Origin of the sequence: uncultured Tateyamaria sp., from assembly GCF_947496075.1 — a bacterium.
Lineage (GTDB): Bacteria > Pseudomonadota > Alphaproteobacteria > Rhodobacterales > Rhodobacteraceae > Tateyamaria.
In genome coordinates, this window is the sequence record NZ_CANMBJ010000002.1 from 673,395 (window position 1) to 693,265 (window position 19,871).

Here is a 19,871-nt window from a genome sequence, read left to right on the forward strand (position 1 = left end):
AGTGTCCCGGATTGGCGTCTTTGACGAAACGCGCTACCATTGGGATATGCAGCCTGAGCAACCCAACCCCCTGATCCGCCTGTTCCTGAACAGCACCGCTGTGGGATTTGCGCTTTCGGCCGTGTTCGTCACGGGCATCTGGTTGCTTGACATTGCGGGCATTCACACACGTGCCGCACGCAGTGACGATGCGTTCCTGATCCTCTTCATCCTCTGGTTCTTCCATGGCCTCCTGTTCGGGGCCGTGCAGATCAGCTATGTGGTCTGGCAAATCGGTCGGGACGACCAATAGACTAGGGGAACCACAATGCGCGCCATGCAAGTCACCGCCCTCGGGCAGCCGCTCGAACTGCGCGAGATCGATACGCCAACCCCCAAGGCAGGCGAGGTGCTGGTGCGCATCCACACCTGCGGTCTCAACTTCGGCGACACGCTGATCGTCAAGGGGACCTATCAGGAAAAACCGCAACTCCCCGCCACCATCGGGATGGAAATGTGCGGCACTGTCGAGGCATTGGGCGAGGGCGTCACGCACTTGACCAAGGGCCAACGCATCGCCGCCTATGCGGGCTTTGGCGGGCTGGGCGAATACGCGGCGCTGCCCGCCAACATCTGCGTGCCCATCCCCGATGACATGACCGAGGTGGATGCGGCAGCCTTCCTCGTGGCCTATGGCACCAGCCACGTCGCGCTCGACTACAAGGCGCACCTGAAACCGGGTGAACGGCTGCTCGTGCTCGGTGCGTCGGGTGGGGTCGGCCTCACCGCCGTCGAGCTGGGCAAGCTGATGGGGGCAGAGGTGATCGCCTGCGCCCGGGGCGCCGACAAACTGAAAATTGCGTCTCATGCAGGGGCCGACCACCTGCTCGACAGCGACATCTGTGATCTGAAGGCGGATGTGAAAGCTCTGGGAGGTGCGGATGTGGTCTATGACCCTGTCGGCGGCGACCTCTTTGATGCGGCGCTGCGCGCCTGCAACCCCGAGGCGCGCCTTCTGCCCCTTGGCTTCGCCTCTGGCACCGTCCCTCAAATCCCCGCCAACTACCTGCTGGTCAAGAACCTGCATGTGCTCGGCTTCTATTGGGGCGGCTACATGCGGGTGAACCCATCGGTGCTGACCGACAGTTTCAAGGTGCTCTTTGGCTGGTATGCCGAAGGCAAGCTGAAACCCCATGTCAGCCATGTGCTGCCGCTGGACCGCTCGAACGAAGCGCTCGACCTGCTGCGGACACGCAAGGCGACGGGCAAGGTCGTGATCCAGGTCGACGGCTAGATCTTACCCAAAAGTTATCGGACCCGCGCAAACCTTAACGCGGCAGCAAAGTTAACAGGGTGTGACTGCACTCTGCGCGAGGAGAATGCGCAGTTTTGGCCGCAAAATGCGCGGTTTTCTGGAAACAAGCTCGAACCCCCTGTTTTCGCGGGGTGTAAAATACGCGGTTTCCGCCTCAAAATGCGCAGTTTTGCGGCATCAGCGCACCGCGCGGTGCCTTAACCATTGCGTCCCCGGACAGGCCGCCGGTCGCCACCCCGCGCTTTTTGTTGTTCCCGCAGAAACACAAACAGACCTGCGCCCAGGATCAGAAGAATGCCGATCCAGACCTCAAGTACCGGCAAATCCCCAAATACCGCCCAGCCCCAGAACACGGCCAGGGGCAGACCAACGTATTCGAAGGGTGCAACTGTTGCCGCATCGGTCAGGCGGTAGGCTTGGCTCAGGCAATATCCGATGATGGCCGAGTTTACGCCCAGTCCGAAAAAGACCCATATATCAGCACCTTGCGGCCAGACCCAAGCCCGCAGCAGAAAGATCACCGATCCGTTTGTCGCGCCTTCGGCATACCGCCCATCACCGGCGACAGCGAAAAAGCCCAAGGATACGATGACAAAGGTCGCCTGGATATAAACAGCCATCGCGCTGGCCTTGCTGGCCACACCCAGTTTCCGCGTAAGTATTTGATTTAACGCATAAGTCAAGGCCGCCAGCACCGGCAGCAGCAACACAACCCGGCTCACCTCAAGCGTACCCGCATCCGCCCAGGGGCGTTGCATGATGACAACCCCGGCAAATCCAACGGCCACCGCCGACAGTCGCAAGACACCAACCCGTTCACCCAGAATTGGTATAGATAACAATGTGATAAACAGGGGCGCGACAAAGAACAGGGCCGTCACATCTGCCAGTGGCAGCACCGCCAGCCCCACGAAAAAAGTCATGTTGGCAATGACGATCAAAATGCCCCGCAGCGCGTGCTGCCATGGGGTGTTGGTGCGCAGAATGCCAAAGCCACCTTCGTACTGAACGATGATCAGGCTGAACAGAATGCCGATGCCAGAGCGGGCAAAGACAATCTGATGCAGTGGATAGTCCCCTGATAACTGCTTGATAAGCATGTCATTTATCGAGATGCAGAATACAGCGATCAGCACGCATAAAATGCCCAGCCCAGCGATGTTCTGACGTGCATTGTCCATATTTCCAGCCCTATCACAGCATGGAACCGAATGGCTTGCGAATAGCGCATAGCGCAAATGCATGCGCTGCGGTATCACGGGCCAAAGAGCAAGGGAGCCTCCTCATGCAAATGTCCGATACCCGCCAGATCGCAGCCACCCCGTCCGAGGTCTATGCAGCCCTTCTGAACCCCGAAGTGCTCAAGGCATGCGTGCCCGGCGCGACCGAGGTGACAGGGACCCCCGAAGACGGGTTCGAAGCGTCCGTGACCCAAAAGGTCGGCCCGGTTAAGGCGACTTTCAAAGGTCAAGTGACCTTGTCCGAAATGATTGAGAATCAAAGCCTTACAATCACTGGTGAAGGCAAGGGCGGTGCCGCTGGCTTTGCCAAGGGCGGCGCCGAGGTGCGCATGACAGAGGTCGATGGCGGAACAGAGCTGTCCTATGATGTTGAGGCGAAAGTGGGCGGCAAACTGGCCCAGCTTGGCAGTCGCATCATCGACGGTTTTGCCAAGAAGATGGCCGATCAGTTCTTCAGCAACCTGCAGGACGCATTGGAAGGGCCGGCCGCACCCGAAGCGGAAGCCGAAGCAGAAGATACGCCAAAGAAGGGTTGGCTTGGCCGCCTGACGGGCAAAGAATAGCGGTGCACATGCGGCTGTGCGTGGGCGCGCTGGCGCCGCGTTCCCGCGCAGCATAATTCTGCGCCATCCAATAGTTTTGATCCATCCGAAATGAGCCGGAGTATTCATGGCGACGATCCTGAGTATCCAGAACCTGCGTAAATCCTATGCAGGCGGTTTCGAGGCGCTCAAGGGCGTCAATCTGGACATTGAAGAAGGCGAGATCATTGCTCTGCTTGGCCCCAATGGCGCAGGCAAGACGACTTTGATTTCAACGGTTTGCGGCATCACAATGCCGACCTCGGGGACGGTGACAGTTGCGGGCTATGACATCCTCAACAATTACCGGCAGGCGCGTAGCCTGATCGGCTTGGTGCCCCAGGAAATCGCGTTGGAGCCGTTCGAAAAGGTTGTCAACACGGTGCGCTTTTCCCGTGGCCTGTTTGGGAAGGGACGCAAGGACAGCGCGGTCGAAGACATCCTGAAACGCCTGTCTTTGTGGGACAAGCGGGACAACCAGATCCGCGAATTGTCCGGTGGCATGAAACGTCGCGTACTGATCGCCAAGGCATTGGCCCACGAACCCCGGGTGCTGTTTCTCGACGAACCCACGGCGGGTGTCGATGTTGAGCTGCGCAAGGACATGTGGGAAATTGTCGAGCAATTGCGGGCGGATGGCGTCACCACGATCCTGACCACACACTACATCGAAGAGGCCGAAGCCATCGCGGATCGGGTCGGTGTCATCAGCAAAGGCGAAATCCTGTTGGTCGAAGACAAGGACACCCTGATGGCCCGTATGGGTAGGAAGCAACTGGATGTTCAACTGACAACGCAACTGGACGCCGTGCCCGATGTGTTGGCGGCCTATGACCTGAGATTGGGTGATGGTGGTTGGACGTTGATCTACAGCTACGACGTGAATGCAGAACGCACCGGTATCACCAAACTGCTGAATGACGTTCAGGCATCGGGCCTACAGCTTCGTGATGTTGTCACACGTCAATCCAGCCTTGAAGATATCTTTGTCTCACTGGTCAACCAGCCGGAGGAGATGGCATGAACTGGACTGCGATCCGTGCTATTTACGTCTTTGAAATGGCGCGCTTTTTCCGAACCATCGCGCAATCCCTCATTTCGCCTGTGCTGTCCACATCCCTCTACTTTGTGGTGTTCGGCGCCGCCATCGGCAGCCGTATAGATCAGGTCGAGGGCGTCAGCTATGGCGCGTTCATCGTGCCCGGCCTCATCATGCTGACGGTGATGACCCAAGGCATTTCCAACGCGTCCTTCGGCATCTACTTCCCCAAGTTCATCGGGACAATTTACGAGCTGCTCTCGGCACCCATCAGCTTTCTTGAGATCGTGATGGGCTATGTCGGGGCGGCCGCCACCAAGGCGATGTTTATCGGGATTATTATCCTGATCACGTCGTTTTTCTTCGTAGATATCCAGATACAAAACCCCGCGGCCATGATCGCATTTCTGATCCTGACTTGCGTCAGCTTTGCGCTGTTTGGCTTTATCATCGGCATCTGGGCGGGCAACTTCGAGCAGTTACAACTGGTGCCGCTGCTGATCGTGACCCCACTCGTGTTCCTTGGCGGGTCGTTTTATTCCATCTCGATGTTGCCGCCGGTCTGGCAGACGATCTCAATGTTCAATCCAGTTGTCTATCTGATCTCGGGTTTCCGCTGGGCGTTCTTCGGTGTCGAGGATGTGCCGATACTGACATCCCTGGTGGCCATCGCAGTGTTCACTTCGCTGTGCTTGGGGGCGGTCTGGTGGATCTTCAAGACGGGTTGGCGCATTCGGCAATAACGTTACGACGCGCAACTCCTTTTAATTGCGGCCTTGTTCTGTGTGGGGCTGCATTCTACATGGGCTTGGATGAAACGCTGGATCCCTTTCATGAAATCCGACCCGACAGTCGCCGTTGTGCGACTGCAAGGGGTCATTGCCGGTGGGTCGCGCGGCACGCTGAACGATCAGGCGCTGGCCAGTTCCCTTGAAAAGGCGTTCAGCCGGGGAAAGCCCGCTGCTGTCGCACTCGAAATAAATTCGCCCGGCGGCAGCGCGGTACAATCCTCGCTGATCGGTGCACGCATTCGCAGGCTCGCTATTGAAAAAGATGTGCCCGTCATCGCGTTCGTCGAGGATGTGGCCGCGTCCGGTGGATATTGGCTGGCAGCAGCTGCGGACGAAATCTATGCGGATCCGTCTTCAGTGGTCGGGTCCATTGGCGTGATCTCTGCCAGTTTCGGTGCGCATGAGTTGCTGACACGACAGGGTGTTGAACGCCGGGTTTATACGGCAGGCAAGTCCAAAAGCATGCTGGACCCGTTCCGCCCGGAAAAGCCAGAGGATGTCGAGCGTCTGAAGGGGCTGCTGAACGACATTCACACGAATTTCATCGAGCATGTGAAAGCCCGCCGCGTGGGCAAACTTGATGCCGAAGCCGACTTGTTTACGGGTGAAGTCTGGTTGGCGGAAAAGGCCAAGGCGTTGGGGCTGATTGACGGGATCGGGCACCTCAAGCCCATGATGCAGGACCGGTTTGGCGACAAGGTGAAGTTCCGCCAGTATGGCGTACGACGTCCTTTCTTTGCCCGATTGGGGGCGCATCTGATGGAGGACGCCGTGTCATCCATCGAAGAACGCGCGGCCTACGCCCGGTTTGGACTGTAAGTCATGATGTCCAAGATCGTCCTTCTGTTCCTTGCCTTCATTGCGGTGTTGGCCGTCTTTGGGAAACTGCACTGGATCGGGGGTAAGCGATTGGCAGCTGCCAAATGTGCTTGCGGACGGTATCGGATTGGAAAGGGCAAGTGCAGTTGTGGACGGGGTGGAACCTGATGGCGGTTGCAATGCCGTGGCTTCTCAGCGGGCTTGGCCTCGTCATCCTGCTGCTGGCGGGGGACTCGCTCGTCAAGGGGGCCGTGAACTTGTCATTGCGCCTTGGCGTGCCTGCACTGATCGTAAGCCTGACAATTGTTGCATTTGGGACGTCTGCTCCTGAGCTTCTGATCGCCATTCAAGCTGTTTTGGAAGGTGCCCCGGGCATCGCCATTGGTAATGTCGTGGGCTCCAACACGGCCAATATCCTTCTGGTTTTGGGCATTCCGGCTTTGCTGGCGACAATGCACACCTCCGAATGCGAAACAAAAAAGACCTACAACTTCATGATTGCGGCGTCGATTTTGTTCATCGCATTGGCGTTCCGCGGCAAATTTGACTGGATCGCAGCGATCGTTTTGCTGTCCGCGCTTGCATTCGTGCTGTGGGATGCCGCGCGCGAAGCCAGCGGTCACCGTGCTGCCTGTGCCGATGCCACGGTAGATGAAGAAGAAATTGAAGGGGTGGATCCGGATCTACCTGGCTGGCGTATTGCGATCTTTCTGATCCTTGGCCTGATTGGCCTGCCGTTGGGCGCGGATTTGCTGGTCGACAATGCAACGATCATTGCCAAAATGTACGGGGTCAGTGACACGGTGATCGGTCTCACGCTTGTGGCTGTGGGCACGTCCCTGCCTGAGCTGGCCACAACCGTTATGGCCGCACTGCGCAGGCAGGCGGATGTCGCTTTGGGCAATGTAATCGGATCGAACATGTTCAACCTGCTCGCCATTATTGGCGTGGCCAGCTTTGTCGGTACGATCCCCGTGGACTCCGCGTTCCTAAGGTTCGACCTCTGGGTCATGCTGGGGGCATCGATCCTGCTGGTGCCGTTTGTCTACATGCGCCGTGATATCACCCGGGTGTGGGGCGTGATCTTGACCGTCCTCTATCTGACCTATCTGGCTATCGTACTAAGCTGATTTCAAAGAGGGAGGGTGCGATGACGCGCGCACTAGTAACAGGGGCAGGGCACCGCCTGGGCCAGGCTATGGCCGTCTATCTGGCGGGGCGTGGATATGACGTGGCTGTACACTACGCCAGCTCAGGCAAGGGCGCGCGCGAGACAGTCGCACAGATCGAAGCCAAGGGGCAGCGTGGTGTTGCCTTGCAAACCAACCTGCTGGACGAGGCTGACACACAAACGCTGTTCGGACGCGCCGTGGATGCGCTGGGTGGTCCGATCACCTGCCTGGTGAACAATGCCTCCATCTTCGAATACGACACCGTAGAGAGCGCCACCCGGGACAGCTGGGACCGGCACATGGAAAGCAATCTGCGCGCGCCGTTCGTACTGACACAGGCCATGGCGGCCCAGGGGCTGATGCCCACGCAAGACGATATGAATGAGCCGGTCGCGGCCGGGCTGATCCTCAACATGGTGGATCAACGCGTGCGCAAGCTGACGCCCGAATTCATGACCTACACCATCGCCAAGATGGGGCTCTGGGCGCTGACCCAGACCAGCGCACGGGCGTTGGCACCGCGTATTCGTGTGAACGCGATTGGACCGGGGCCGACACTACAAGGCGGGCGTCAAAGCGCCGAGCATTTTGCCAAGCAACGGGCGGCAACTGTGCTGTCGCGTGGATCAAACCCTGCGGACATTGTTGGCGCTTTGGGATACTTCCTCGATTCACCGGGCATCACGGGGCAGCTTTTGTGTGTCGATGGGGGGCAGCACCTGGCGTGGGAAACACCTGATGTGATCGGGGTCGAGTAGGTTACGCTAGGTGAGTTTTGCACTGGATTCATTTTGGTTACAAAACTGTTACCAAAAGCCCTGTGATTTCAGTGACTTGTTGCTTATGTAATAAAAATATACGTGAAAACAATGCGTTACATATGTGCCTAAAAATTAGGCATTTCAGCGAAACGCCCAAAAAACAAAGAAAAAACCTGAACGCCCAGAAGTTACCCGCACACTTATCCACATGATCCGTGGATGCAAGTATGCTTGATCGGCCAGTCAAATAAGTGCAGCCAAAACAGGAAAGACAGCACGAATCGCATGGAGAAAAACGAGCCATCCTCACACGCCCAAATTGAACACCCCGCGCCCGTCGGGCACGAGGTGATCCAGGGCTATCTCAAGACGTTGGATTCATCCCCCGGCGTCTACAGGATGCTCGACCGTGAGAGCCGGGTGCTCTACGTGGGCAAGGCGCGCAACCTGCGAGCGCGGGTGTCGAACTACGCAAGGCCCTCAGGTCATAGCAGTCGGATTGCCCGCATGATTTCGATGACGGCGTCGATGATGTTCCTGACCACGCGGACGGAAACCGAAGCGTTGTTGCTGGAACAGAATCTGATCAAGCAGCTCAAGCCGAAATTCAACGTGCTGCTGCGGGACGACAAGAGTTTTCCGAACATCTTTGTGACGGGCGATCACGCCTATGCGCAGATCAAAAAGCATCGCGGGGCAAAAAAGCAGAAGGGGGCGTATTACGGACCTTTCGCCAGCGCAGGTGCGGTGAACCGCACGCTGAACCAGCTGCAAAAGGTGTTCCTGCTGCGCAATTGCACCGACTCTATGTTCGAGAGCCGCACGCGCCCCTGCTTGCTATACCAGATCAAGCGGTGTTCAGGACCATGCGTGGGCCTGATTTCGGAAGCCGACTACGCTCAATCGGTCAAGGATGCCGAACGCTTCCTGTCCGGCAAAAGCACTGACATTCAGGCAAAGCTCGCTGACCAGATGCAGCAGGCCTCGGAAGAGATGGAGTTCGAACGCGCCGCCGCTCTGCGCGACCGTATCCGTGCGATGACGCAGGTGCAGTCGGCACAAGGTATCAACCCGCGTGGCGTGACTGAGGCTGATATCATCGCGCTTCACATGGACAGCGGACAGGCTTGTGTGCAGGTGTTTTTCATCCGGGCGAACCAGAACTGGGGCAACCGCGATTTTTATCCGCGCGTGGGAGCCGATGTGGACGCTGCAGAGGTGCTGGAAGCATTCTTGGGCCAGTTCTACGACACCAAAGAACCGCCCCGGCAATTGATCCTGTCGAACGAGATCGAAAACCCCGATCTCATGGCCGAGGCGTTGACGCAGAAATTGGGACGTAAGGTTGAGTTGCTGGTGCCGCAGCGCGGGGAAAAGGCGGAACTTGTGGACAGCGCTCTGCGCAATGCTCGCGAAAGCCTGGCCCGCAAGATGGCCGAGAGCGCGACACAGGCCAAACTGCTGCGCGGGCTTGCAGAGGCATTTGAGTTGTCTGAACCGCCCGAGCGGATCGAAGTCTACGACAACTCTCACATCCAGGGCACCAATGCCGTCGGTGCAATGATTGTCGCTGGCCCGGACGGGTTCATGAAAAATAGCTACCGCAAGTTCAACATTCGGGGGGATGATCTGACGCCCGGCGACGATTTCGGGATGATGAAAGAGGTGCTGCACCGCCGTTTCAGACGGCTGTTGTCCGAAGATCCCGATCGGGCCAAGGGCATGTGGCCGGACCTGCTTTTGATTGATGGTGGGGCAGGGCAGGTGAATGCCGTTGCCCAGATCATGGCCGAACATGGTGTTGAGGATATCCCAATGGTCGGCGTGGCCAAAGGTGTGGACCGCGATGCCGGCAAAGAAGAGTTCTACCGTGTCGGCCAACGCCCGTTTGCGCTGCGCCACAATGATCCGGTGCTTTATTTTGTGCAGCGTATGCGAGACGAGGCGCACCGCTTTGCCATCGGGACGCACCGTGCCAAGCGGGCCAAATCAAATATGAAGAACCCGCTGGATGACATTCCCGGCGTGGGTGCGTCGCGTAAGCGCGCTCTGCTGGCGCATTTCGGGTCGGCCAAGGCTGTGAGCCGCGCCAATCTTGCGGACCTCAAAGCAGTGGATGGTGTATCCGAGGGGCTGGCGCAGAAGGTCTACGATTTTTTTCATGATCAGTAGGGCTTGTTAGTGCGGCTTGATACATGATCCATCGGCTCTTCCCGCTCCTGCAAGTTCACGCTAGACCTGCCGCATGACCTGGAACATCCCGAACACACTGACGACTCTTCGATTGATCGCCGCCCCGCTTGTGGCGGTCATGTTCCTCTACTTCACACGACCTTACGCCGACATCCTTGCTGTGATCCTGTTCGTGGGCGCCGCTATCACTGATTGGTTCGACGGCTACCTTGCCCGCGCATGGGGGCAGCAGACGAAACTGGGCACAATGCTGGACCCCATTGCGGACAAGGCGATGGTGGTGATTGCCTTGATGGTCATCATCGGTTTTTCCAGTTGGTCACCCTGGCTTGTCTTGCCCGCGACAATGATTCTTTTCCGCGAGGTTTTCGTGTCGGGTCTGCGTGAGTATCTGGGCGATACGGCTGGAACGCTGAGTGTCACGAAACTGGCGAAATGGAAGACGACGCTTCAGATGATCGCCATTGCGGTTCTGTTCTCGCAAGGGGTGTTCGAGCACTATTTTGGCATGTCGATCTGGGGCATGGATCAGGCGATGGTCAGCGCCATCCTGAATGGCGATGAACCGGATCACATGGGGCTGTCTTGGAAACTGGCCGGGGCCGATTGGTCTGGTCGTATAGGCCTTTGGTTGCTGTGGATCGCCGCCGCACTTACCTTTATTACCGGCTGGGATTACTTCCGTAAGGCCATGCCGCATTTGAAAGGGTGACAAGGATGGACGTGCTCTATTTCGCCTGGGTCCGCGAACGGATTGGCATTCCCCGTGAGGCGGTCGAAACTAAGGCTACAACAGTCATGGACCTTGTGGACGAACTGCGTGGGCGCGAAGAGCGCTATGCCGCTGCTTTTGCCGACATCACGGCCCTGCGCGTGGCAGTGGACCAGCAGTTGACGGAGTTTGATGCGCCTCTGGACGGTGTGCGCGAAGTTGCCTTTTTTCCTCCGATGACGGGCGGCTAGCGTTATGCGCGTCGTGGTACAGGACACCCCATTCGATTTCGGGGCCGAGGCGGCGGGTTTTGCCGAAGGTCGCGCTGTATCTGGCGCTGTAGTCACGTTCACGGGCATTGTTCGGGATGTGGATGGCGGGTTGCAGGCGATGGAGATCGAACACTATCCCGGAATGACCGAGGCCGCCCTGACCGAGATTGCGGACCAGGCCGTGACCCGATGGTCACTTGAGGATGCGTTGGTGATTCACCGCCACGGGCGGTTGGATGTGGGCGAGATGATCATGATGGTCGCCACCGCCGCGCGGCACCGCAAGGATGCGTTCGAGGCCGCCGAATTTCTGATGGATTACCTCAAGTCCCGTGCACCGTTCTGGAAGCGGGAGATCACCAAAGATGGTGCAGAATGGGTCGCGGCGCGGGATGAAGACGAAGACGCACTTACGCGCTGGTAATGGCGGATCAAGATCCGTCTGACGACAGTAGGCGAATGAGAAGCCCTCAAGATTGCTTAGGAGCGGCGGATTGAAATCCGCCTTACGCCTTACCAACCATCCTGTAAGGCGGACCTTGATCCGCGCCGCGCGTCAGCTCGCTTGCTGTCGATCAATCCAGGCGCGCAGCTCTTCCGTCTCGTGGCGCGCATCGCGCAAGCCGTCCATGGCGGCACGCAATTCGGCCTCGGTCTGGCTTAGTTGATTGGTCAACTCAGCCTCGCGTTGCTGCAGGTATGTGATGGCCTGATCGCGCGTCTCTTCGGCTTCGTGCAGTTCCTGGCTCATGCGGTCCAGTTCTGCAACATCCCCGGCTGCGACACGGGTAAAGCGATGGATCAGCCAGTTGGCGAACCAGCCAAGGCAAAACGCAATGAAAAGAATGATAGCTGTCGCGATGACAAACTCAGTTCTGCTCATCGTCCCGTCCTTCGGCGCTGTCCTCTGTGCCCGCCTCTGTATCGCCTGTTCCGGCCAGGGTTTCCAGCGTTGTTTCACCTTCCGGCGCGGAAGGGGCTGGGCGGATCAACCTGAATTCGATGCGCCGGTTGGCCTCGCGCCCTTCCTCGGTGTCATTTTCGGCGATAGGATCGGCCTCGCCATATCCTTTGGCCGAATAGGTGGACGTGAGCACACGTCGCGCGCGCAATTCGTTCAACACCGATTGCGCCCGCGCCTGGCTGAGGTTCAGGTTCATCTCTTCACGGCCCTGACTGTCTGTATGCCCTTGAATTTCCAACCGCAGATCACCGCATTGGCGCAGCACTTCGGCAATATCATCCATGGTGCCAAGGGCACTGGCATCGATGGTTGCGCTGCCTGGCTCGAACCTGATTTTCGAAGATGATAGGATCGTCGCAATTTCTGCCTCGCATTCGTCTGGCGTCGGAAGTGCGGCAATGGGGTCGAGTTTTTCCTGATAGATGACACGGATGTCGAACTCTTCTGCTTCGCCGAGTTTCGAGGCGAGCAGCGAGGCGATGTTGGTACTGGCCTTTGGGTTACCCGTGTTTCCGGAAACGGTCAGCGTGTCGGGTGTTACGGTCACAGCACCGTTCGAAAGCTGTGACAAAGCCTCAAGCCCAGTGAGCACGCGAACGGGCCAGTTCGACGGCAGGTCGTCGACGATACGCGTCGCGGTATAGACGCTGTCAGTGCCGAAAGCAGCTTGCGCATAGCTGTTCACGAGCGAGCGAAGGTTTTCATCCGAAATCCGACCACGCAGCTGAACGAGGCCTTCAGGGCTGAGCGTGGCGACGAACTCGGGTGGGCCCTGGTTGGGGTCCACTGTCTCGGGCAGCTTGGCGTACAGTGCAAACACCTCGGGGAGCTCATTCTCCAATTCGCCGACCACGCGGTCGAAATCGGCTTGCGGCGTGCCCTCGGCGGCAATCAAGGTGATGTCCGCATCGGAAAACGTCACTGAGCCTGCGCCCAGTTTGGATAAGGCCCCGATGGATTGCGTGACGGCGGTGCTCCATTTCGGGCTGGGCACACCCATGCCAACGGTGCAGGTCGCAGAACCGGTCAGTCCGGCTTCGAGGGCCGCGGTCACAATCCGTGTCCGTGCGGCTTCTGTGTCGGCGGAACAGGCATCAAAGCGTGTTCCGTTCTCGTCCTTGACCAGTCGTAGCGTGAACGGCGTGATGACGGGGCGCGGGGCCGCGATGTCCAACGCCACACGCAATCCGGGTGGCGCGGCGCGGTTCAATTGTGTTTCAAGCTGCGCCTTTTCCTCGGCGCTGTCGGTGATGGCGCGGATGGAAACACGGCCCGCCGTGACCGATACCTTGGCGCGTGGCAAACGTTCCATAGCGGCGAGCGAAAACCCAAGAGAATCCTCCCAATTTGCGGGCGCCGGATAGTCTGCTACCTCGATCAGGTCGGTCACCTGTAGGTCGCCTGCAATGGCCGTGATGCGGTCGATCACGGCGGTTCGATCTGTTGTCGCGGGGATCAGGCCGATGATGGACAGCCCCGCGTCGTTGCGCAGGATTTCAGCAGAAAAGCGGGGCGGCGCAATAGCCGCCGCAGCCTCGACCTCCATCTCGTCGATGACACGGGCGGCGTCAACAACGCTGCCTGCCGTGGACAGAGCGGCAAATCGCACAGCTTCCGTGGGTGCGATGCCTGCCAGCGTGACCTGTAAACCGTCTGCTTCAACCTCCGCCCAGGTCAGGCTCGCTTCATCCAGCGCATCCCGGACCCCGATTTCCGACGTTTCCTCGATCAGTTTTACCGACAGATTGGCCGTCACCAACGCCAGCACAGCCGCTAAGGCAAACGTGGTGACGACGATCAGAAGGGACGACAAACGCATTACATGCAACCCTTTCTAAGGTCAGTAGCGCGACCCGGTTTACGCGGCTTGGAGCTGGGGTTCAATCATACCAGCAATGCTGCGCAGAAAAAGAGGAGCGGAATTGCGCCCGTGTCTCGATTGGCCCGGAACAACTGCAGGCATTTTGCCGGGTCGTCGATGTCCAGCCCGCGCAGTTGCCATACCATATGCCAGCCCATGGCCCATGGTCCCCCCAGTGCCAGCACCATCGCCAGCACATTGGCGGCGTCGAGTGCGGCAAAGATCACGGCGATCCCCATCAGACCCACGGTCGCCATCAGGAACCTGCGTAGCCATTGGGCCGTGTTGTTACCAAACAGGCGCGCGGTTGACTTGACACCGATAAGAGCGTCATCCTCGGTATCCTGATGGGCATAGATCGTGTCATAGAACAGCGTCCATGCGATTCCTGAGAGGTAAAGCACCACGGCTGGTGCCTCCAATTGCCCGGTGTGCGCTGTCCAGGCCAGCAGTGCACCCCAGTTGAAAGCAAGACCCAGAAAAACCTGTGGCCACCATGTGAACCGTTTGGCAAAGGGATAGACCGCGACCGGTAGCAGCGCGAGAACGCCCAACAGGATGGCAGCCGTGTTGAAGGTCAGCAGGATGGCAAAGGCGATGAGCGATTGCAGGCACATCCAGATGACGGCACCACGCACGGTGACCTGACCCGAAGGGATGGGGCGCGACCGTGTGCGCTCGACCTGTCCGTCAAAGCCACGGTCGGTGATATCGTTCCACGTGCAGCCTGCTCCACGCATCAACCAGGCCCCCAACGCACAGCCAATCGCGATCCATGCGTCTTCCCAGCGTGGGCTTTGATCGTGGATCATTGCAAGCGTCAGCCCCCACAGGCAAGGCAGCAACAGCAGCCATGTGCCAATGGGCCGATCCGCGCGGCTCAGGCGAAGGTAGGGGCGGCTCCAGGCGGGGGCCAGCGTGTCCACCCAGTTGCCCGACACTGCGTCGGCGACTTGTCCGTCTGGTGATGGCTGCGTGTTGGTCATATGTAGGGGCTCATGAGTGATGCGAAGATCCGCCTTTATGTAGAACACCCGTTGGGGCAGGGGCAATCCGTCGTCCTGTCGCGGGAACAGGCCCATTACCTTTTTGGCGTCATGCGCCTTACCGGTGGGGCAGCGGTCTCGCTGTTCAACGGGCAGGATGGTGAGTGGCGGGCCGAAGTGGTCGAGGTTGGCAAGCGCGGCGGTACACTTCTGTGCGAGGCTCAGACCCGACCACTGCAAATGCCCCCGGACTTGTGGCTGATGTTCGCCCCGATCAAAAAAGCACGGACAGACTTCATCGTCGAAAAGGCGGCCGAGATGGGTGCACGGCGCATCGTACCGGTCCAGACCGATTTCACGAATGCGGGGCGCGTGCAGCGTGATCGCTTGCAGGCCCATGCGGTTGAGGCAGCAGAGCAATGCGGCGGAACCTATGTGCCCGAGGTGACTGACATGGCCCGGCTCGACCGGGTGCTGGCCGATCTTGGCGACAGGCAGGTGATGTTCTGCGATGAGGCCTTGGCAGGGGCAGGGGACAGTTCCGCGTTGCCGGACATCTCGGGGCCATGGGCGATCTTGATCGGTCCGGAGGGTGGGTTTTCATACAAGGAACGCACGCGCCTGCATGCACTGGATAACGCACATGCAGTGCAGCTCGGGCCGCGCATCCTGCGGGCTGACACGGCAGCCGTCGCCGCGCTGACAGTGTGGCAACAACAGTTGGGGGATTGGCGGTGACTGGGTCGGTGACCACCCGTTACTGCCGCGCCGGGCCCGAAGATGCCGATGCCATTGAAAGTTTCTTGTCCCGGTATTCAGAGACATCCATGTTCCTGCGTTCCAATCTTGCAGAGTGCGGTATCGGCAATAGGGAAGGGGCGCATGCAACGGATTACATTCTGTGGCGCGAAGACGACGATATTCGCGCGGTGTTTGGTCTGACCAGATCCGGTTACCTTCTTGTGCAGATGCCAGATCGCGTGCCTGATCTTGCAACCTTGATCCCTTTCTGGGCTGGTCGCCACGTTTTGGGTATGAGCGGTGCCTCGGATCAGGTTGGCAATGTGTTGCCAGCGCTGGGACTTTTGCCTGACCAAGATGATCTTGTGGCGGATGAGCCCTTGCTTGCCCTTGATTTGCACGATCTGGCAACTGGAGACGACACGCTGCGTGCTGTGTGTTCGGGGGATGGCGACATTCTGTCGAACTGGTTCTGCAGCTATGGCAAGGAAACGGGTCTGCCGTTTTCCAAGGTCGATATTAAACGGCGCGTTCAGAGTGCTCTGGTTGATGGATTGGTGCAGATACTCGAAAGCGAAGGGCAACCCGTTGCGATGACATCAGTGAACGCCGCTGTTGAAAACACGATCCAGATCGGTGGCGTGTTCGTGCCTCGGTCAGTTCGGAACAGGGGCTATGGTCGCCGGGTTGTGGCGGCACAATTGGCGCAGGCGCGGGACAATGGTGTGCGTTGTGCCATCCTGTTTGCGGCAAACAAGGCGGCCGAAGCAGCATATGTTTCCATTGGATTTCGCCACGTTGGCACATACCGCGTGGTCATGTTCAACACACCAAGGACGATTGCGGAGTAACGGATGTTCTTTCGACCTGAGGCAAAGGCCACGCTTTGGCGTTGGCGCGAGGTTCTGGCAGGCATGGCGCTGGCCGTCCTTGCGCTGTGGTGGCTGGCGCAAGCGCGCGGTGTTCTGGGATACATCGCGCCTGTTATGCTGGTGGGTGCAGGTGCGCTGATCATGGTCGGTCTGCAACGCGGGCGTTTTCGCGGGGCTGGTGGAGGCCTTGGCACGGTGCAAGTGGATGAGGGGGAGGTCACCTATTTTGGGCCGCTCAGCGGTGGGTCGGTGTCCATGCGTGAAGTGCAACGTTTGATTTTGGACGGCGCGCAGTCGCCCGCGCATTGGCGCCTTGATCAACCTCATCAGCCGCCGCTGATGATTCCTGTGGATGCTGAAGGGGCAGATGACCTGTTTGATGCCTTCGCTGCGCTGCCAGGGCTCAAAACCGAACGGATGTTGGCCCAACTGCGTTCCAGACCAGACATTTCGGTTCTGATCTGGGAGCGCAGCGCACCGACACTTGCGCAAATGGAGCCACGCGGGCGGGCGTAATGGGCAAGGCGGTTTGTGACCCGTTGCGCATGGATGCGCACAGCCCCGTGATTTCACGCACGTTCCCAGCGCATTGACACCTCCGACAATTCGCCCCATCCCTTGCAGCCTGAGACAAACGCAAAGCGGAGCGCCCCATGTCCATCCCTCAGTCCGGCGGCGGGCCAATCGAACATCACGATCAGCTGGTCCAATACATGGTTGATGGATGCAAGCCGAAGGCGGACTGGCGTATTGGGACCGAGCACGAAAAATTCGGCTACTGCCGCGACACACTGAAACCGCTCCCTTACGAAGGGGCACGGTCGATCGAGGCGGTTCTGAGCGCACTGCGCGACCGCCACCATTGGGGTGAGTTGCGCGAGAGCGGCAAGTTGATTGGCTTGGAAAAGGATGGCGCTAACATTTCTCTCGAACCCGGTGGGGCGCTTGAGTTGTCCGGCGCGCCGCTTGAGACGATCCACGAGACCTGTGACGAGGTGAATCAGCACCTGCGTGAGGTGATGGACATCGCCAACGAGATTGGCGTGGGGTTCATCGGTCTTGGTGCAGCACCAATCTGGAGCCACGAGGAAATGCCGCTGATGCCCAAAGGGCGTTACAAGCTAATGGACGCCTACATGGGCAAGGTCGGCACGATGGGTCGGACGATGATGCGTCGGACGTGTACAGTGCAGGTGAACCTTGATTTCGGGTCCGAGGCGGACATGGTACAAAAGATGCGTGTGGCCGTGGCTTTGCAGCCGGTGGCCGTAGCGCTTTTTGCCAATTCGCCCTTCTTTGAAAACAAGCTGAACGGCCACAAGTCCTGGCGCAGCCGTGTCTGGCGCGATCTTGACCCGGCACGCACCGGCATGGTGCCCTTCGTGTTCGAAGAAGGCTTCGGGTTTGAACGCTGGGTCGAATATGCACTCGATGTGCCCATGTACTTCGTATATCGAGACGGCAAATACATCGATGCGCTAGGTCAATCCTTCCGAGACTTTCTGAACGGCAAGCTGCCAGCACTGCCGGGCGAGACGCCCTTACTCAGCGATTGGGCAGACCACCTGACGACCGCCTTTCCCGAGGCGCGGGTCAAAAAGTTCATTGAAATGCGCGGGGCTGATGGGGGACCGTGGCGTCGCTTGTGTGCCTTGCCGGCGTTCTGGGTCGGGCTGACATATGACCAGACTGCTTTGGATGCGGCCTGGGATCTGGTCAAGGGACTCGACGCTGAAACTCGGAGCGGTTTGCATGTGGCAGCTTCGGTCGATGGGCTGCAGGCTGAGGTGAACGGCGTGAAAATGCACGACCTTGCGCGCGAATCGGTTGCAATCTCACATGCGGGTCTGAAGGCGCGGGCGCGTCCTGGGGCCGGAGGATTGGTTCCGGACGAGACTCACTTTCTTAACGCTCTACAGGAAAGTGTTGAGACCGGCAAGGTTCCGGCAGATGAGTTGCTGGATCGCTACCATGGTGATTGGAACGGTGACATTAGCCGGGTGTTTTCGGAATACTCTTACTGACAACAGTAACTGTCGCAGCAAGCGCATCTCGATACGGAAACATGCATTCCGATTTTGTGCGACGGCAACCTACGCGGCGGGACGGCTCAGGATAACGCGATTGCGCCCCTTCGCTTTCGCCCCGTAGAGCGCTTTGTCTGCGCGGTCGAGCAGTGCCTCGGGCTTTTGCGCGACGGTCGAGTGAGTCCCGTTCACCGGATCAATCACAGTCATCCCAATCGAGATCGTGGCATCGACTGGGGCCGTCCTGTCGGGCACCTCGAAGGGGGTATTTTGGATGATCTGGCAGAGCCGTTTGGCGGCCCTTCGGGCGTTTCCAAGGCCAACGCCGGGAAGCACGATCAGAAATTCCTCACCTCCGATCCGCGCCACGAGATCAACGGCGCGCAGGTTCTCTTTCAACCTGCGCGCCGTTTCGACCAGAACGGCATCCCCCGCAGCGTGGCCGAGCGTGTCATTGATCCGCTTGAAGTGATCCATGTCCGCAATCATCACCGCATAGGGTTTGCCCGTGCGCGTTGCACGCTCTGCAATGCGTGACAGGTGCGGCATTGCATAGCGGCGATTGTGTAAACCGGTGAGCGGGTCGATCACTGCCGCTTCGATGCCCGAACGCACGGTGTCGCGTAGTGAATCGGTCACCATCTTCCTGCTCAGCAACGCTTCGAGGCGCAGCGCCAATTCCTCGGACGACCGGGTGCAGCGCATCAAGTCATTGGCGCCCATGTCCAGCATTTGGGCACCAAGCGTCGCATACTCACTGTCCAACACCGCAAGAATTGCGCAGTGACGTGTGTTGGCTTGACTGCGGATCGTTGCCAGCAACTGCAACATCTGCGGGCCTTCATCCGGTCCGATCACCAGCACAAATGCGTCGGGTGTGCATCCTGGCTCCGCTTCCGACACCGCTGCGGCGGGTTTGGCAAATACGGTTCGTGCATTGATACGGTCAGATAGTGCCGTGATCCAGGGGGCAGCAGCGGCTCTGTCCTCGGCAACGATGCGTAAAGTCTGCGCCGGCGAAAACGTCGCTATCTCTTCCCCAAATCCCAGCGCGCGCGACGTGCCCTCGCGCAGGGTCCATTCGCTTGCAGTTGCATAGGCGCGAATGATCGACCGGGTTCTGGCCAGAAGCAGTGCGTCATTGATTGGTTTCTGAAGTACATCGTCGATGCCTCCCGCAAGCAAACGCAAGCGTTCGGATTCGCTGTCCGCGCAACTCAATGCGATGATCGGCATCTTTCCGGCCAATCCCATCTTGCGAATCCGAGAAAGCAGCCGCAGCGGATCTCCATCAGGAAGAGTTCCCGCGCACAGGATCAGGTCGGGTGTATCCTGCGCCAGAACTTGCATGGCATCTGCAATCGAACCGGCTTGGAGCATGTTGTAGTGACTGGCCGCCAGCTTGACACGCAACACAATGCGGTTTGTCGCAATTGGGTCGATAACGAGGACCTTACCGTGCATGAGACGCTTCCAATTCATTGCAAAAGCCGTGCATTAGGTTTTTGATCGTTTAGGTTAACAAAGCGTTTCCATCAGACTGCA

21 protein-coding genes are annotated in these 19,871 nt (G+C 58.7%); 16 read left to right on the plus strand and 5 right to left on the minus strand.

The annotated features are described in order from the left end of the window. Position 1: 1 nt before the first annotated feature. Both Q1A51_RS07270 and Q1A51_RS07275 read left to right on the plus strand, forming a co-directional pair. Entirely contained in the window at positions 2-292 is a 291-nt protein-coding gene (locus Q1A51_RS07270) for a hypothetical protein (RefSeq protein WP_299598113.1), read from the plus strand. A 15-nt stretch (positions 293-307) separates the two neighbouring features. Then, the gene (locus Q1A51_RS07275; RefSeq protein WP_299598110.1) at positions 308-1,273 is read left to right on the plus strand and encodes an NADPH:quinone oxidoreductase family protein; all 966 of its coding nucleotides are present in this window, start codon (positions 308-310) and stop codon (positions 1,271-1,273) included. Positions 1,274-1,491: 218 nt separating this feature from the next. Here the strand turns inward: Q1A51_RS07275 and Q1A51_RS07280 are convergent, their stop codons facing one another. Then, positions 1,492-2,475, minus strand: coding sequence for a DMT family transporter (locus tag Q1A51_RS07280; protein ID WP_299598107.1), 984 nt, complete (start codon positions 2,473-2,475; stop codon positions 1,492-1,494). Positions 2,476-2,579: 104 nt separating this feature from the next. Here Q1A51_RS07280 and Q1A51_RS07285 point away from each other — a divergent pair, with 104 nt between their 5' ends. The 10 genes from Q1A51_RS07285 to Q1A51_RS07330 all read left to right on the plus strand — a co-directional run bounded on the left by Q1A51_RS07285 (position 2,580) and on the right by Q1A51_RS07330 (position 11,299). Then, positions 2,580-3,098 carry a CoxG family protein gene (locus Q1A51_RS07285; RefSeq protein ID WP_299598103.1) on the plus strand — a complete coding sequence of 173 codons (519 nt, stop codon included), beginning with the start codon at positions 2,580-2,582 and terminating at the stop codon, positions 3,096-3,098. Between the two features lie 106 nt (positions 3,099-3,204). Then, entirely contained in the window at positions 3,205-4,140 is a 936-nt protein-coding gene (locus Q1A51_RS07290) for an ABC transporter ATP-binding protein (protein ID WP_299598100.1), read from the plus strand. Further along, positions 4,137-4,898, plus strand: coding sequence for an ABC transporter permease (locus Q1A51_RS07295; RefSeq protein ID WP_299598097.1), 762 nt, complete (start codon positions 4,137-4,139; stop codon positions 4,896-4,898). The genes Q1A51_RS07290 and Q1A51_RS07295 overlap by 4 nt, the downstream gene beginning before the upstream one ends. A gap of 69 nt (positions 4,899-4,967) precedes the next feature. Next, the gene (locus tag Q1A51_RS07300; RefSeq protein WP_299598094.1) at positions 4,968-5,765 is read left to right on the plus strand and encodes a S49 family peptidase; all 798 of its coding nucleotides are present in this window, start codon (positions 4,968-4,970) and stop codon (positions 5,763-5,765) included. Between the two features lie 179 nt (positions 5,766-5,944). Further along, positions 5,945-6,895, plus strand: coding sequence for a calcium/sodium antiporter (locus Q1A51_RS07305; RefSeq protein WP_299210572.1), 951 nt, complete (start codon positions 5,945-5,947; stop codon positions 6,893-6,895). Beyond that, on the plus strand, positions 6,895-7,695 hold the full coding sequence (locus Q1A51_RS07310) for an SDR family oxidoreductase (RefSeq protein ID WP_299599659.1): 801 nt from the start codon (positions 6,895-6,897) through the stop codon (positions 7,693-7,695). The genes Q1A51_RS07305 and Q1A51_RS07310 overlap by 1 nt, the downstream gene beginning before the upstream one ends. A 288-nt stretch (positions 7,696-7,983) precedes the next feature. Then, positions 7,984-9,870 carry an excinuclease ABC subunit UvrC gene (gene uvrC / locus Q1A51_RS07315; protein ID WP_299598090.1) on the plus strand — a complete coding sequence of 629 codons (1,887 nt, stop codon included), beginning with the start codon at positions 7,984-7,986 and terminating at the stop codon, positions 9,868-9,870. Positions 9,871-9,943: 73 nt separating this feature from the next. After that, complete coding sequence (gene pgsA / locus Q1A51_RS07320; protein WP_299210478.1) at positions 9,944-10,603, plus strand: CDP-diacylglycerol--glycerol-3-phosphate 3-phosphatidyltransferase; 660 nt, start codon at positions 9,944-9,946, stop codon at positions 10,601-10,603. 5 nt (positions 10,604-10,608) lie between these two features. After that, positions 10,609-10,854, plus strand: a complete 246-nt coding sequence (gene moaD, locus Q1A51_RS07325) for a molybdopterin converting factor subunit 1 (protein ID WP_299210476.1) — start codon at positions 10,609-10,611, stop codon at positions 10,852-10,854. A 4-nt stretch (positions 10,855-10,858) separates the two neighbouring features. Continuing rightward, positions 10,859-11,299, plus strand: coding sequence for a molybdenum cofactor biosynthesis protein MoaE (locus Q1A51_RS07330; RefSeq protein ID WP_299598083.1), 441 nt, complete (start codon positions 10,859-10,861; stop codon positions 11,297-11,299). A 132-nt stretch (positions 11,300-11,431) separates the two neighbouring features. On the opposite strand, the gene Q1A51_RS07335 is transcribed toward Q1A51_RS07330, so the two are convergent. From Q1A51_RS07335 to ubiA, 3 genes are all read right to left on the minus strand, one after another. After that, positions 11,432-11,758 carry a hypothetical protein gene (locus Q1A51_RS07335; RefSeq protein WP_299210472.1) on the minus strand — a complete coding sequence of 109 codons (327 nt, stop codon included), beginning with the start codon at positions 11,756-11,758 and terminating at the stop codon, positions 11,432-11,434. Next, complete coding sequence (locus Q1A51_RS07340) at positions 11,745-13,658, minus strand: OmpA family protein (protein ID WP_299598079.1); 1,914 nt, start codon at positions 13,656-13,658, stop codon at positions 11,745-11,747. Before Q1A51_RS07340 ends, Q1A51_RS07335 begins: the two co-directional genes overlap by 14 nt. Before the next feature lie 65 nt (positions 13,659-13,723). After that, positions 13,724-14,686: a 4-hydroxybenzoate octaprenyltransferase gene (gene ubiA, locus Q1A51_RS07345; RefSeq protein ID WP_299598076.1), complete on the minus strand. Its 963-nt coding sequence runs from the start codon at positions 14,684-14,686 to the stop codon at positions 13,724-13,726. Between the two features lie 12 nt (positions 14,687-14,698). Between ubiA and Q1A51_RS07350 the strand changes: the two genes are divergently transcribed. From Q1A51_RS07350 to Q1A51_RS07365, 4 genes are all read left to right on the plus strand, one after another. After that, positions 14,699-15,424 (plus strand): 16S rRNA (uracil(1498)-N(3))-methyltransferase, encoded by a 726-nt coding sequence (locus tag Q1A51_RS07350; protein WP_299598073.1) that lies wholly within the window; start codon positions 14,699-14,701, stop codon positions 15,422-15,424. An 89-nt stretch (positions 15,425-15,513) separates the two neighbouring features. After that, positions 15,514-16,278 (plus strand): GNAT family N-acetyltransferase, encoded by a 765-nt coding sequence (locus Q1A51_RS07355; protein ID WP_299598068.1) that lies wholly within the window; start codon positions 15,514-15,516, stop codon positions 16,276-16,278. Between the two features lie 3 nt (positions 16,279-16,281). Next, on the plus strand, positions 16,282-16,815 hold the full coding sequence (locus Q1A51_RS07360; RefSeq protein WP_299598065.1) for a hypothetical protein: 534 nt from the start codon (positions 16,282-16,284) through the stop codon (positions 16,813-16,815). 137 nt (positions 16,816-16,952) lie between these two features. After that, entirely contained in the window at positions 16,953-18,323 is a 1,371-nt protein-coding gene (locus Q1A51_RS07365; protein ID WP_299598062.1) for a glutamate--cysteine ligase, read from the plus strand. Positions 18,324-18,392: 69 nt separating this feature from the next. On the opposite strand, the gene Q1A51_RS07370 is transcribed toward Q1A51_RS07365, so the two are convergent. After that, on the minus strand, positions 18,393-19,790 hold the full coding sequence (locus Q1A51_RS07370) for a diguanylate cyclase (RefSeq protein WP_299598059.1): 1,398 nt from the start codon (positions 19,788-19,790) through the stop codon (positions 18,393-18,395). Positions 19,791-19,871: the final 81 nt, after the last annotated feature.